Origin of the sequence: Serratia sp. 22278, assembly GCF_052045405.1 — a bacterium.
In the GTDB taxonomy this organism is placed as follows: domain Bacteria; phylum Pseudomonadota; class Gammaproteobacteria; order Enterobacterales; family Enterobacteriaceae; genus Serratia; species Serratia marcescens.
Map to the genome: position 1 here is coordinate 1 of NZ_JBQEOW010000011.1, position 13,666 is coordinate 13,666.

The 13,666-nt window shown below is 64.1% G+C and carries 11 protein-coding genes; all 11 read left to right on the forward strand.

The features are described from left to right. On the forward strand, nucleotides 1–792 hold a 792-nt coding region (gene tagH / locus ACTJJ6_RS18310; protein ID WP_440827420.1), incomplete at its 5' end, for a type VI secretion system-associated FHA domain protein TagH. Next, nucleotides 792–1,565 (forward strand): PP2C family protein-serine/threonine phosphatase, encoded by a 774-nt coding sequence (locus ACTJJ6_RS18315; RefSeq protein WP_015378289.1) that lies wholly within the window; start codon nucleotides 792–794, stop codon nucleotides 1,563–1,565. The genes tagH and ACTJJ6_RS18315, both read left to right, overlap by 1 nt. Nucleotides 1,566–1,593: 28 nt before the next feature. Further along, the gene (locus ACTJJ6_RS18320; RefSeq protein WP_440803271.1) at nucleotides 1,594–2,580 is read left to right on the forward strand and encodes a type VI secretion system-associated protein; all 987 of its coding nucleotides are present in this window, start codon (nucleotides 1,594–1,596) and stop codon (nucleotides 2,578–2,580) included. Nucleotides 2,581–2,595: 15 nt separating this feature from the next. Then, nucleotides 2,596–3,417, forward strand: coding sequence for a type VI secretion system accessory protein TagJ (locus ACTJJ6_RS18325; RefSeq protein ID WP_265094711.1), 822 nt, complete (start codon nucleotides 2,596–2,598; stop codon nucleotides 3,415–3,417). A gap of 2 nt (nucleotides 3,418–3,419) precedes the next feature. Continuing rightward, nucleotides 3,420–3,995 carry a type VI secretion system baseplate subunit TssE gene (locus tag ACTJJ6_RS18330; protein WP_049299094.1) on the forward strand — a complete coding sequence of 192 codons (576 nt, stop codon included), beginning with the start codon at nucleotides 3,420–3,422 and terminating at the stop codon, nucleotides 3,993–3,995. 4 nt (nucleotides 3,996–3,999) lie between these two features. After that, complete coding sequence (gene tssF / locus ACTJJ6_RS18335) at nucleotides 4,000–5,886, forward strand: type VI secretion system baseplate subunit TssF (RefSeq protein WP_049188373.1); 1,887 nt, start codon at nucleotides 4,000–4,002, stop codon at nucleotides 5,884–5,886. Continuing rightward, nucleotides 5,883–6,953: a type VI secretion system baseplate subunit TssG gene (gene tssG, locus ACTJJ6_RS18340; RefSeq protein WP_143778252.1), complete on the forward strand. Its 1,071-nt coding sequence runs from the start codon at nucleotides 5,883–5,885 to the stop codon at nucleotides 6,951–6,953. The genes tssF and tssG overlap by 4 nt, the downstream gene beginning before the upstream one ends. 56 nt (nucleotides 6,954–7,009) lie before the next feature. Then, nucleotides 7,010–9,664: a type VI secretion system ATPase TssH gene (gene tssH / locus ACTJJ6_RS18345; RefSeq protein ID WP_143778253.1), complete on the forward strand. Its 2,655-nt coding sequence runs from the start codon at nucleotides 7,010–7,012 to the stop codon at nucleotides 9,662–9,664. Between the two features lie 49 nt (nucleotides 9,665–9,713). Further along, a complete protein-coding gene (locus ACTJJ6_RS18350; RefSeq protein WP_193842866.1) occupies nucleotides 9,714–11,159 on the forward strand; it encodes a serine/threonine protein kinase in 1,446 nt (481 codons plus the stop codon). Nucleotides 11,160–11,240: 81 nt separating this feature from the next. Continuing rightward, nucleotides 11,241–13,169 (forward strand): type VI secretion system Vgr family protein, encoded by a 1,929-nt coding sequence (locus tag ACTJJ6_RS18355; RefSeq protein ID WP_193842867.1) that lies wholly within the window; start codon nucleotides 11,241–11,243, stop codon nucleotides 13,167–13,169. 55 nt (nucleotides 13,170–13,224) lie between these two features. After that, nucleotides 13,225–13,665, forward strand: a complete 441-nt coding sequence (locus tag ACTJJ6_RS18360) for a DcrB-related protein (protein WP_016927243.1) — start codon at nucleotides 13,225–13,227, stop codon at nucleotides 13,663–13,665. Nucleotide 13,666: the final 1 nt, after the last annotated feature.

A 13,666-nucleotide genomic window follows, 5' to 3' on the forward strand; every position in this document is an offset into this window, starting at 1 on the left:
GATCTGATCGGCTTTACCACCACGGACGATCGCAACGCCTTTCTCAGCTGCCTGTCAGTCGAGTTCCTGCTGGAGATACAGCCGCCGCGCCCGCGCCAGGGCAACCGCCTGGGCATCGATCCGGTCGCCTATCAGTCCGCTCAGCGGCAGCACGCCGCCGCGCCGAGTGGCGACGCATTGGAGGGGCCGTTGCTGGCGGCGCTGCTGCAAGGTATCGGTCTCGACGATCTGCAACCGCAGCCGCACTTTGACGAACAACAGATCCGCCTGGCCGGTCGCCTGCTGAGCCTGTTCTCGCAAGGCACCGTCGCCCTACTCTCATCCCGCTCGATCCTCAAGCGCGGCGTGAAGGCCGAGATGACCATGATCCTCGACGAAGCCAACAACCCGTTCAAGCTGCTGCCTTCGGGAAAAACGGTGCTGATGCAGATGTTCGGCAGCCAAATGCCGGGCTTTATGTCGCCGGAGCAGGCGGTGCGCGACGCGCTGATCGACCTGCAGGCGCACCAGCTGGGGATGATCGCCGGTATTCGCGCCATCATCGCCGCCATGCTGCAGTCGTTCAACCCGGAGCGCCTCGAAGAGGAAGCGCGCAAGGAAGGCGTGGCGCCGCGCCTGTCGCTGCCCGCCAACCGCAAGGCTGCGCTGTGGGACTACTTCGTGAAGAACTATCAGCAAACCTCCGGCGAGATCGAGGACGATTTCCACACCCTGTTTGGCGAAGCTTTCCTGCACGCCTATGACGTTGAAGTGAATCAATACAAAGACTCACAGACCAAACCGGACGCGTAATGAATATCACCATAGCCTCTACTTCCAACCAGGGCGGCCGCGCCTCCAACCAGGATCAGACCGGCGAGGTGCTCGGCAACCGCGCCGCCTGCTTCGTGGTGTGCGACGGCATCGCCGGTTTTCCGGGCGGCGATATCGCCGCCAAACTGGCGCGCGACACCATTTTGCAAAACTTTGACGGCGAAAAGCACCTGAACGCCCAGAGCATTCGTCAGCACATCACGCGCGCCAACGCCGCCATCCACCAGCAGCAGCGGCAGTCGGACGAATACAGCAAGATGGGCACCACGCTGGTCAGTCTGTTTATCGATCGCGATTACCAGCTGGCCTACTGGGCGCACGCCGGCGACAGCCGCCTGTACCTGTTCCGCCGCGGCTACCTGCATGCCGTCACCACCGACCACAGCCTGATCCAACAGATGCAGGACGCCGGCTATCAGACCAACGGCATCAACAGCAACCTGCTGTATTTCGCGCTGGGGCTCAACGAAGAGCGCGACGCCACCTACAGCGACGTGCTGCAGCTGGAGGACGGCGACGTTTTCCTGCTGTGCACCGACGGCTTCTGGCACAGCTTCAGCCAGGCCGAACTGGAACAGTCGCTGCATATGGTCAACTCCCCCAGCGAGTGGATCGCCCTGATGCAACAGGCATGGAAGAAAAACAATAACAGCGATAACTACAGCGCTATCGCCGTCTGGATTGGCTCACCGCAGGAAACCACCCTGCTGCATTCGCTGGCGGATGCGGAGCGGTTTCTGAGCCGCGACTGAGCAGCGCACATTCACAGCAAGGTTCACTATGAAATATTGGATGCCAGGGCTCGTTGCCCTGATGGCGGTACCGACCGCGCAGGCGATGAACTATCGCCTGGTTTACTCCCCCAGCCAGAAGCTGGAAGTGTTTATCGATGACGTCAAAAACAGCAATCCGGCAAGCTGGTGCGGCAAAAGCATCCCGCTGCGTATCGTCTCGGCGCAAAGCCAGGATCCGGCGGTGCTGAACGACTTTCTGCCGCGCGTCGGCAATCTGTTGGAAAAGCAGTGTCCGAAAGCCGGCCACCTGCCCTGGACGCTGACCGACAAGCGCGGAGAGAAACTGGCCAGCGGCGAAGCCGCCAAAGCGCGCGGCTGGAAACCGGTGGTCAAACAAGAGGCCTCCGAGCCGCCGGAAACCCCACCGCAACCGGCGATCCCTGCGGCGGTGGCCGTGACGTCTCCGCAGGCGGACAGCGCGCCGGCTCAGCGTTTCAGCCTGCCGCAGGGCTGCCACTTCCGCACCTACTGGCGTGACGAGGCCAACGGCGGCGCGCTGTTCATTCCCGCCGGCGCTGCGCTGCGCTGCGGCGAGGACGGCTGGCTGCAGGGCCGCAGCGCGGTCACGTTGCAACAAGGCGGCCAAACCCTCTCGCCGACGCTGTGGTTCCTGCAAGGTTACCCGCTGGCGCAGGTTAACGGCGGCGATCGCGCGCTGACCGTCGTCAGCGCCAACGCCCAACGTCTGGTTCTGGGCGGCAACCCGCAGGCGCCGGGCAGCTTCCTGCTGCTGAGCTTCGAACCGAAGCTGCACGCCTGGGTGTTCAACGGTGAAGCGATCGTTGAAATGCCGCGCGTCGACGCCGCCGATGAGAACAAGATCAAACAGCGCGTGCAGCAGGCGCAAACCGCCTGGCAGCCGCTGCTGAGCGCCCCCGCCCCGCTGACTTTCAAGCTGGTGGAAAAGCTGGCCACAGACCGCGTTGATCCCGCCAGCGGCAGCTACCTGTCGGTTAACGGCGCCCCTCACTGATTATAAGGAAAGCCTGTGAAATCATTAGCAAGCATGCTGCAAGGCCAGTCGATCGGCGCGGCCATCACCACCGTCGAAAACGATATCAAGGCGAAACCGGCGGATGCCGACCTGCGCGCCGCGCTGGTGCAACTGCTGTGCCTGAGCGGCAACTGGACGCGCGCCAACGCGCAGCTGAAATCCTGGCAGGCGCTGAAACCGATCGCCCAACCGACCACGCTGCTGCTGATGCAGTCAGTCAACGCCGAGCTGCAACGCCAGGCGGTGTTTGCCGGCACGGCCGCGCCGGCGCTGCTGCGGCAGGATCAGCCTTGGCTGAAACTGATGGTTCAGGCGCTGCATCAGGATGCGCAAGGGGCGGCCGAACAGGCCCAGGCGCTGCGTGATGAAGCGCTGGAGGCCGCCCCGGCCGGCGCCGGGCGGTTAACGCTGGCCGAAGGCGAACAAGAACGGCAGCTGCGTTTCGACTGGCTGACCGACGGTGACGGCCGCCTCGGGCCGGTATGCGAACTGGCGCTGAACGGCGTTTACTACTGGCTGCCGTTTGCCGACATCGCCGCGATCCAGTTCCAGGCGCCGCAGAGCGCCATCGACCTGGTGTGGAGCCATGCGCTGGTGCGCCTGACCGATGGCCGCGAACAGGTGTGTCAACTGCCCGCCCGTTACCCGCTGGCAGAAGGCAGCGACGACGCGCTGCTGCTCGGCAAGCGCACCGAATGGCAACCGCTGGGCGACGGCACCCACTATGCGGGGCTGGGCCTGAAAACCTGGCTCAGCGAAAGCGATGAATTCCCACTGCACAGCCTGCGGCAGCTGAGCTTCGACGCGAGCGCCTGACCATGAACGATAAGCGCCCACCCCACTACGACGGCAGCGATCTACGCCACCAGGGCTATCGCTATCGTCAGGACAGCGAACGCCTGACCTCGCGCGACAAAATGCAGCCGGTGCTGCTCGATATGCTGACCGACGACGAACCGCAGAAAAAGCAGGAGGCGCAGGCGCGCAACCTGGTGTCGCACAGCGAGCTGCGCCGCCGGGTATTGCGCGATCTGCAGTGGCTGTTCAACTGCGTCAACAGCGAATCCAATCTGGATCTCGGCGATTTTCCGCAGGTGCGGCGCTCCACCCTGAATTACGGCATCGCCTCGCTGGCGGGCAAGCGCATGTCGGACATCGAATGGCTCGACATTCAGCGCGCGCTGACCGAATCCATTCTGCATTTCGAGCCGCGTATTTTGCCCGAGGGGCTGCAGGTGCGCTGCATCTCGGATACCGGCTCGCTGGAGCTGCACAACGTGCTGTCGATCGAAATCAAGGGCCGCCTGTGGTGCGTGCCCTATCCGCTGGAGTTTCTGTTCCGTACCGACGTGGATCTGGAAAATGGCCACTTCGATCTGAAAGACATAGGGTAAGGCGATGGACAGTAAACTGTTAGATTATTACAACCGCGAGCTGGCCTATCTGCGTGAGATGGGCGCCGAGTTCGCCGAACAGTACCCGAAGGTTGCGGGCCGCCTCGGCATGCGCGGCATCGACGTGGCGGACCCTTATATCGAGCGCCTGATGGAAGGCTTTGCCTTCCTCACCTCGCGCGTGCAGCTGAAAATGGACGCCGAGTTCCCGCGCTTTTCTCAGCGCTTGCTGGAGATCATCTACCCCAACTACCTGTCACCGACGCCGTCGATGGCGATCGCCGAGCTGCAGCCGGACAGCAGCAAAGGCGACATCAGCAACGGCTTCGTGGTGCCGCGCGGTACCATGATGGACAGCCAGACGCTGAAGAAAAGCGGCATCACCTGCAGTTACACCACGGCGCATGACGTCACGCTGCAGCCGGTGCGCATCGCCGGCGTCGAGCTGGGCGGCATTCCGGCCGATATCCCGCTGGCCTCGCTGGGGCTGCAGCACAGCGGCTGCGTCAGCGCGCTGCGCATTCGTCTTGAGTGCTACGAAAGCGTGACGCTCAACAATCTGCAGCTGGATCAATTGATGTTTTACCTGGCCGGGCCGGACATGCAGGCGCAGCAGCTGCTGGAGTTGCTGATGCAGCACAGCGTCGGGCTTGTCTGCCAAACGGTGGAGGCTCAGCCGCAGCGGCGGGCGCTGGCGTTGGACGGGCTGCGACAGGAGGGCTTCGCTGCCGATCAGGCGCTGCTGCCCAACGATCTGCGCAACTTCGAAGGCTACCGGCTGCTGCAGGAGTATTTCGCCTTCCCGGCGCGCTTCCAGTTCTTCAGCGTCAACGGCCTGCGTCCGCTGCTGCAGAGCGTGCGCGAAGGGAAAAAGGGGCTGCGCCAGTTCGAGATCGTGGTGCTGCTGGATCGACACGACGCCGCGCTGGAACGGGTGGTCGACGCCGCCCATTTGGCGCTGCACTGCACGCCGGTGATCAACCTGTTTCCGAAGGTCGCCGAACGCATCGCGATCAACGAAAAAAACCACGAATACCATCTGGTGGTCGACAATATCCGGCCGCTGGATTACGAAGTGTTTTCAGTGCAGCGGCTCGGCGGCAGCGCCAGCGAAAAACGCTACGAGCAAGAGTTTCGGCCGTTTTACAGCACCCTGAGCGCGGACGACGGCAACTATGGCGCCTACTTCTCGCTGCGGCGCGAACAGCGCACGCTGTCGGAGCACGCCCGCCGCTACGGCACCCGCACCGGCTACGCCGGTTCGGAAGTGTTCGTGTCGCTGGTGGACGAGCGGCAATCGCCGTGGCACAGCGATCTGAAATACCTCACCGCCGACGTGCTGTGCACCAGCCGCGACCTGCCATTGATGTTGCTGCAGCAGGATCAGGGCAACTTCGTGATGCCCGATTCGATCCCGATTAAGCAGGTCTCGCTGCGCAAAGGCCCCACCCCGCCACGCCCGGCGCTGGCCGAAGGGATGATCACCTGGCGGTTGATCAGTCAGCTGCAGCTGAATTACCTCAGCATGATGGACGGCGATCCGGAACAGGGCGCCGCCAGCCTGCGCCAGCTGCTGGGGCTGTACGGCAACCTGAGCGAGCCGGCGATCGCCAAACAGATCCAGGGCGTGCGCCACTGCAACCTGCGGCCGGTCTATCGGCGAGTGCCTGAACCCGGCCCCATCGTATTCGCGCGCGGCATCGCCATCGATCTGACGGTCGATGAGCAGGCGTTCTCCGGCAACAGCCCTTACCTGCTCGGCAGCGTGCTGGAGCGCCTGTTCTCGCGCCTGGTGGCGATGAACACCTTCACCGAGATGACGCTCTCCAGCCAGCAGCGCGGCGAGATCGCCCACTGGCAGGCGCGCATGGGCAAAAGGACGCTGATATGAGCGCGGAGATGATCGCCACCGAACTGGCGCCGCCGCAGATCAACGCGCTGTATCGCCTGCCGGACGACTTCTGGCCGCGGCTGCGCAGCGCGCCTTACAAGCACGATCTGTTTCAGCTGCTGCGCCGCATCGACGCCCAGGGCGGCCAGCCCTACCTGCTGGGGCGCGCGCCGCTGCCGCGCCACGAGATGCTGCGCCTGGGCCAGGAGCCGTCGCTATCGTTCGCGCCCTCCACGCTGGCGCAGGTGACGCCGCGCGCCAACGGCCCGCTGCACGACGTTTCGATCTTCAGTTTCGGCCTGTTCGGCCCCAACGGGCCGCTGCCGCTGCACCTGACCGAATACGTGCGCGAACGGGTATACCACCATCAGGACACCACCCTGCTGGCGTTCACCAACCTGTTCCATCACCGCCTGACGCTGCTGTTTTATCGCGCCTGGGCCGACGCACAGCCGACGGTATCGCTGGATCGCCCGGACAACCGGCGCTTCGACGAGTACCTGTCGAGCCTGATCGGCATCGGCCAGCCGGCGCAGCAGGAACGCGACAGCATCAACGCCCACGCCAAGCATTTTATGGCCGGTCATCTGATTCGCCACAGCCGCGATCCGGAAGGCCTGAGCAAAATTTTGCAGCAGTATTTCAAGGTGCCGGTGCGCATCGTCGAAAACGTGCCGCACTGGCTGCGGGTGGAGCCGCGCGAGCAGGCGCGGCTCAAGGCCGGGCGCGGTGCGCCGCGGCTCGGCGAGTCGGCCTTTCTCGGCATCGCGGTGCGCGATATTCAGCACAAATTCCGCATCGAGCTGGGGCCGATGCCGCAGCAGGACTATGACCGTTTCTTGCCGGGCGCAGACCTGTGCCGGCAACTGCGCGACTGGGTGCGCCAATATCTGGGCATCGAGTTCGTCTGGGAAGTGCGCCTGATCCTGGCGAAGGAACAGGCGCACGGCATCCAGCTCGGCGGCGCGCAGCGATTGGGCCTGAGCAGTTGGCTGGCCAACCATCGGCGACAGCGCGATCTCGACGATCTGATCTTCAGCCCTGAACCGCTGGAAAATCCGTTCTGACCCTATTTCGGCCGACGCCCCGCGGCGTCAGGCCACCCTGAGACCTGAGGAAAACCATGTCTGAAATCAGCCGCTCGGTATTATTTGGCAAACTGGATAGCCTGTTATTCACCTCTCTGGAAAGTGCGACGGCGTTTTGCAAGCTGCGCGGTAACCCCTACGTCGAATTGGCGCACTGGCTGCATCAGCTGATGCAATCGCCGGACGGCGATCTGCAGCAGATCGTTCGCCACTTCGCGTTGGACGAGGCGCAGCTGGCGCGCGACATCGTCGAGGCGCTCGATCGCCTGCCGCGCGGCGCCAGCGCCATCTCCGATCTGTCCGAGCACATCGACAGCGCGGTAGAGCGCGCCTGGGTCTATGGCTCATTGAAATTCGGCGCGTCGCGCATCCGCGGCGGCCACCTGCTGCTCGGCATTCTGAAAACCTACAGCCTGCGCCATCTGCTGAAGGCCATTTCCCCGCAGTTCGAGCGCATCAACGCCGATCTGTTGATGGAGCAGTTCGCCGCCATTACCGCTCACTCGGCGGAAAACGCCCAGGATGCGCCGGCGGAAAGCCACGCCGAGAACGCATCCGGCGCGGCGCGCAGCGGTGAAAGCGTGCTGGCGCAGTATGCCCAGGATCTGACCGCCAGAGCGCGTGACGGCGAGATCGACCCGGTGGCCGGCCGCGATGAGGAGATCCGGCAAATCATCGATATCCTGATGCGCCGCCGCCAGAACAACCCGCTGCTGACCGGCGAGGCCGGCGTCGGCAAAACCGCGGTGGTGGAAGGCCTGGCGCTGCGCATCGTGGCCGGCGACGTGCCGCCGCAGCTGCGCGACGTGAAGCTGTGCCTGCTGGACATCGGCATGCTGCAGGCCGGCGCCGGCGTTAAGGGTGAGTTTGAAAAACGGCTGCAGGCGGTGATCGACGAAGTGCAGTCCAGCCCGACGCCAATCATCCTGTTTATCGACGAAATTCACACCCTGATCGGCGCCGGCGGCGCCCAGGGCACCGGCGACGCGGCCAACCTGCTGAAACCGGCGCTGGCGCGCGGCCAACTGCGCACCATTGGCGCCACCACCTGGTCGGAATACAAGAAATACATCGAGAAAGACCCGGCGCTCACCCGCCGTTTCCAGGTGGTGCAGGTACACGAACCGAGCGAAGACAAAGCGCTGTTGATGCTGCGCAGTACCGTCAGCCCGCTGGAGCAACACCACCGCGTGCTGCTGCTGGATGAAGCGGTGGACGCCGCGGTGCGGCTGTCCCATCGCTATATTCCAGCCCGCCAGTTGCCGGACAAGGCGGTAGCGCTGCTGGATACCGCCTGTGCGCGCGTGGCGGTCAGCCAACACGCCGAGCCCGCCCAGGTCGAAGACTGCCGCCACCGCATCGATGCGCTGCAGATCGAATTGGATATCGCCCGCCGCGAAGCCAAGGTCGGCATTGGCGATCCCCTGCGCCCGCAGGAGATTGAAACCCAGCTGACCGCGCTGCGCCAGGAGTTGGAACAGCTGACCGACCGCTGGCAGCAGGAGCTGGCGCTGATCCAAGAGATCATCACGCTGCGCGCGCAGTTGCACCGGCAGGAAGCGGAGCCTGCCGGCGAAGAAACGGAGGCGGCCCCTGACGCCGACGCGCTGCGCACCCAGCTGGGCGAACTGCAGCAGCAGCTGAGCGCGCTGCAGGGTGAAGCGCCGCTGATCTTCGCCGCCGTCGACGCCAACATCGTGGCGGCGGTGGTGGCCGACTGGACCGGCATCCCGCTGGGCCGCATGGTGAAAAACGAGATTGAAGCGGTGCTGCAGCTCTCCGACACCCTGAATCAGCGCGTGATCGGCCAACGCCATGCGCTGGATCTGATCGCCCGCCGGGTGCGCACTTCGCGGGCGCGGCTGGACGATCCGAACAAGCCGGTCGGGGTGTTCCTGCTGGCCGGGCCATCCGGCGTCGGCAAGACCGAAACCGCGCTGGCGCTGGCGGAAACCCTGTACGGCGGCGAGCAGAACGTCATCACCATCAACATGAGCGAATTCCAGGAGTCGCACACCGTTTCGACGCTGAAAGGCGCGCCCCCCGGCTATGTCGGCTACGGCGAAGGCGGCGTGCTGACCGAGGCGGTGCGCCGCCGTCCATACAGCGTGGTGCTGTTGGACGAGATCGAGAAGGCGCACCCGGACGTGCATGAAATCTTCTTCCAGGTGTTCGACAAGGGCTGGATGGAGGACGGCGAAGGCCGCCATATCGATTTCCGCAACACCATCATCATCCTGACCTCCAACGTCGGCACCGATCTGATCGCCGGGCTGTGCAGCGATCCGGAGCTGCTGCCGGAGCCGGAGGCGCTGAGCGGCGCGCTGCGCCAGCCGCTGCTGTCGGTGTTTCCGGCCGCCTTGCTCGGCCGTCTGCTGGTGGTGCCGTATTACCCGCTGACCGACGCCACGCTGGGCAACATCGTGCGCCTGCAGCTGGGCCGCATCCAGCGTCGCCTGGCGGAGAATCACGACATCGTCTGCACCTTCGACGACGCGGTCATCGAGCAGATCGTCAGCCGCTGCACCGAAGTGGAGTCCGGCGGCCGCATGGTCGACGCCATCCTGACCAACACCCTGCTGCCGCAGATCAGCCACACCCTGCTGACCGGCAGCGCCAACGACCAGCGCTATCGCCAGCTGCACATCGCGCTGCAGAACCACGAATTCATTTGTCAATTTCAGGCATAACGCCGCGGCCGCCGAGACGGCGGCCCTTTGAATACAGAGAGTCATCACTATGTCGGGAACCGGGATAACCAAACCGAATTCGAACAGCCTGCCGAGCGGCTATCGATTCAACGAATTCGAGATCCAGGAAGCGATCGGCGAAGGCGGCTTCGGCATCGTCTACCGCGCCTACGATCACCAACTGGAACGCACCATCGCCATCAAGGAGTACATGCCGACCTCGCTGGCGAAACGCAACGACGATCTCAGCATCGGGCTGCGCGGCGAGCGCTTCGGCAAAACCTTCCAGGCCGGGCTGAACAGCTTTATTCAGGAGGCGCGTCTGCTGGCGCGCTTCTCGCATCCCGGCCTGCTGCACGTGTTGCGCTTCTGGGAAGAGAACGGCACCGCCTACATGGGCACCCAGTTTTACAGCGGCACCACGCTGAAAAACCTGCAGGCGCAGCAGCCGGAGAAAATCGACGAGGCGTGGATCCGTCGGCTGCTGCCGCCGCTGTTCAGCGCCATCAACACCATCCATCAGGAAGGCTACCTGCACCGCGACATTTCGCTGGATAACATCCAAATCCAGGAGAGCCAGCTGCCGGTGTTGCTGGACTTTGGATCGGCGCGCAAAGAGATCGGCAACCTGTCGGACGAAACGGAGATCATGCTCAAACCGGGCTTCGCGCCGATCGAGCAGTACACCGAGAACAGCGACGGCGAACAGGGGCCGTGGACCGATATCTACGCGCTGGGCGCCGTGCTGCACACGCTGATCGTCGGTTCGCCGCCGCCGGTCAGCGTGGTGCGCAGCATCGAAGACAGCTACCAGCCGCTGGCCGAGCGCCGCCCCGCCGGCTACTCGCCGGAGCTGTTGCGCACCGTCGATCGCGCGCTGGCGCTGAAGCCGGAAGACCGCCCGCAGACCATCGATGAAATGGCCGAGCTGTTGCATCTGCCGATCGCCGATGAAAACGAAATCATCAGCACCCCGGCCGCCGCGCCGGAGAACTTGCTGGTCGCCGCCAACCCGGCTGCCGCTGCGGCCGCCGCCGGCGCCGTTACCGCACGCGGCACCCAATTCTCGCGCCCGATGATGGCCGGCGCCGGCGTCGCCGCGTTGCTGGTGATCGGCGCGATCGCCTGGCTGAGCGGCGGCAAGGACGATGCCCAGGCCGTCGCCCAAAACACCGTGGCGTCACCGGCACAGAAAACCCTGACGGAGCAACCGAGCGCGCCGCAAACCGCGCAGCCTGCAGCGGCGGAACCTGAAAAAGCGGCGCCACCACCGCAGCCGGTGGCGCTGGTGTACTTCAAACTGCAGCCGGGTGAGCAGGTCAGCCTCGACGGCAAGCCGCAGCAGGTGACGCCGGGCGAAAACGGCTTCGCCAGCCTGAACCTGGCGCCGGGCCGTTATCAGTTGGAGATCCGCCACAACGATCGGCTGCGCCGCCAACAGCTCAGCATCGACACCGCCGGCACCTGGCTGGTCAACCCGGCCACCGCCGGCTGATGCCGGATTTGAAGCCCGCCGTGGCGGGTTTCTCCCTATTTCATGAGACTGACGCATGCGTCAATCACAGAGGACGTTCTCATGTTGGATCGCATTATTGCGCACACGCCGCTGGGCCAGGAGCAACTGCTGTTCCGCTCGCTGGACGGCATCGAAGCGCTTTCCACTCCTTTCGACTTCCATATTGAATTGCTGAGCACCGACGCGCGGCTCGATCGCAAAGCGCTGCTCGGCCAACCGCTGACGCTGGAGATCCCGACCCAGGGCTTTCTCAGCGCCCCGCGCTACCTGAACGGCAAGATCACCACCATCGCCGTCAGCAGCGAAGAGATCGGCGGCACGCGCTACGCGGTGTATAACCTGCACGTGCAGCCGGATCTGTGGCCGATGACCAAAGACCGCAACTTCCGCATCTTCCAGGAACAGACGGTGCCGCAGATCGTCAAGACCCTGCTGGCGGAGCACAACGTGCAGCTGGAAGATCAGCTGACCGGCGACTATCGCCTGTGGGGCTACTGCGTGCAGTACAACGAAAGCAGCTTCAACTTCATCAGCCGCCTGATGGAGCTGGAGGGCATCTATTACTATTTCAAACACGAGATGGGCAAACACACGCTGGTGCTCGGGGATGCGCCCCACCACCACCAGCCCTATCCCGGCTACGAGATGATCCCCTACCACCTGACGCCGTCCGGCGGCAGCACCAGCGAGGAAGGCATCAGCCAGTGGACGTTGTCCGATCGCGTCACGCCGGGCATCTACAGCTTGGACGACTACGATTTTCGCAAACCAAACGCCTGGCTGTTCCAGGCGCGGCAAAATCCGGTTTCGCCGACGCCGGGGCAGATCGACGTTTACGACTGGCCAGGCCGCTACACCGAGCATCAGCAGGGGGAGTTCTACGCCCGCGTGCGCCAGGAGGCCTGGCAGGCCGAGCATCAGCAGATCCGGGGCACCGCCACCGCGTTGGGCATCGCTCCCGGCAGCACCTTTACGTTGTATAACGCCCCGCACGCCGACGACAACCGCGAGTACCTGACGCTGCAGGCCAACTACCATCTGAAAGAGAACCGCTACGCCAGCGGCGACGATCAGAGCAGTGAACACCGCATTGACTTCACCGTGCTGCCGGCGGACGTGCCCTGGCACCCGCCGCAGCAGGCCAGCTGGCCGAAAACCCACGGGCCGCAGACCGCCCGGGTGGTCGGTCCGGCCGGCGAATCGATCTGGACCGATAAATACGGCCGCATCAAGGTGAAATTCCACTGGGATCGCTTCGGGCCGAAAGACGACGGCAGCTCCTGCTGGGTGCGTGTCTCCAGCGCCTGGGCCGGCCAGGGCTACGGCGGCGTGCAGATCCCGCGCGTCAACGACGAAGTGGTGGTGGACTTTATCAACGGCGATCCGGATCGGCCGATCGTCACCGGGCGCGTCTATAACGAAGCCAGCATGCCGCCGTGGGCGCTGCCGGCCGCCGCCACCCAGATGGGCTTTATGAGCCGCACCAAGGACGGCACAGCCGACAACGCCAACGCCCTGCGTTTCGAAGACAAGGCCGGCGCCGAACAGGTGTGGATCCAGGCGGAACGCAACATGGACACCCAGGTGAAAAACGATGAAAGCCACACCATCGCTAACGACCACACGCATCTGGTGGGCGGTAACCAGATCAAACGGGTGGTGCTCAATCAGGCGACCGGCGTCAAAGGCGAATCCTCCGCGCTGACCGGCAAAACGCGCAGCGACGCCGTAGTCAACGCATTTACCCTCGGCTCCGGCGAATCGCTGCGGCTGGAGTGCGGCGAAAGCGTGATCGAGCTACTGGCGAACGGCCAAATCAACATCACCGGCACCAGCTTCAATATCACGGTGAAAGAGGACGGGGAGATCAACACCGGCGGCCAGCTGGATCTCAACCAGCCTGGCGGCGCCGCGCGCACCGCCGCACCGGGTGGCGGCCATCAGGCGACAATCCAGAGCGCCGTCGATCAGCTGTTCCCGAAATCCTGATGCCGACGCGGCCCTGCGCCGCGTCCTTTCCCCCTGATTACTTGCAAGGACATCCATGGATTACCTTTTCCAGGAAGGCTATTTCACCCTACCCGCCATCGCCTGGCAGGACTGCACGGTCAATATTCTCAAAAACCCGCAAACCGGCGCCTCGCTGGTCATCACCCGCGGCATCATTCCACAAGGTGCCACGCTGGAGGACGAATTCGAGAAGCAGTGGCAAGCACTGCTGCCACAGATCAGCGATTTGCAACAGTCGCCGCGCCGGCGCATCAGCGCCGGGCCGCAGGGCCATCTCAAGGCGATTGAAGTCACCAGTCGCTTTATCCGCGCCGGACACCACCATCATCAGCATCAGTTGACGGTGCAGCCGGACGAGAGCCAGACGTTACTGATCGTCACCTATGCCGCCATGCGCCCCTTCACCCCCGAGGATGACGCTCACTGGCAGCAGGTGAAAGCGTCGCTGGTCTTGACCGAACACAGTGAACGATAGC

Bases quoted from the DNA above. Each gene is read 5' to 3' on its own strand.
- ACTJJ6_RS18315 (WP_015378289.1), top strand. From the start codon at position 792: ATGAATATCACCATAGCCTCTACTTCCAACCAGGGCGGCCGCGCCTCC.
- ACTJJ6_RS18320 (WP_440803271.1), top strand. From the start codon at position 1,594: ATGAAATATTGGATGCCAGGGCTCGTTGCCCTGATGGCGGTACCGACC.
- ACTJJ6_RS18330 (WP_049299094.1), top strand. From the start codon at position 3,420: ATGAACGATAAGCGCCCACCCCACTACGACGGCAGCGATCTACGCCAC.
- tssF (WP_049188373.1), top strand. From the start codon at position 4,000: ATGGACAGTAAACTGTTAGATTATTACAACCGCGAGCTGGCCTATCTG.
- tssG (WP_143778252.1), top strand. From the start codon at position 5,883: ATGAGCGCGGAGATGATCGCCACCGAACTGGCGCCGCCGCAGATCAAC.
- tssH (WP_143778253.1), top strand. From the start codon at position 7,010: ATGTCTGAAATCAGCCGCTCGGTATTATTTGGCAAACTGGATAGCCTG.
- ACTJJ6_RS18350 (WP_193842866.1), top strand. From the start codon at position 9,714: ATGTCGGGAACCGGGATAACCAAACCGAATTCGAACAGCCTGCCGAGC.
- ACTJJ6_RS18355 (WP_193842867.1), top strand. From the start codon at position 11,241: ATGTTGGATCGCATTATTGCGCACACGCCGCTGGGCCAGGAGCAACTG.
- ACTJJ6_RS18360 (WP_016927243.1), top strand. From the start codon at position 13,225: ATGGATTACCTTTTCCAGGAAGGCTATTTCACCCTACCCGCCATCGCC.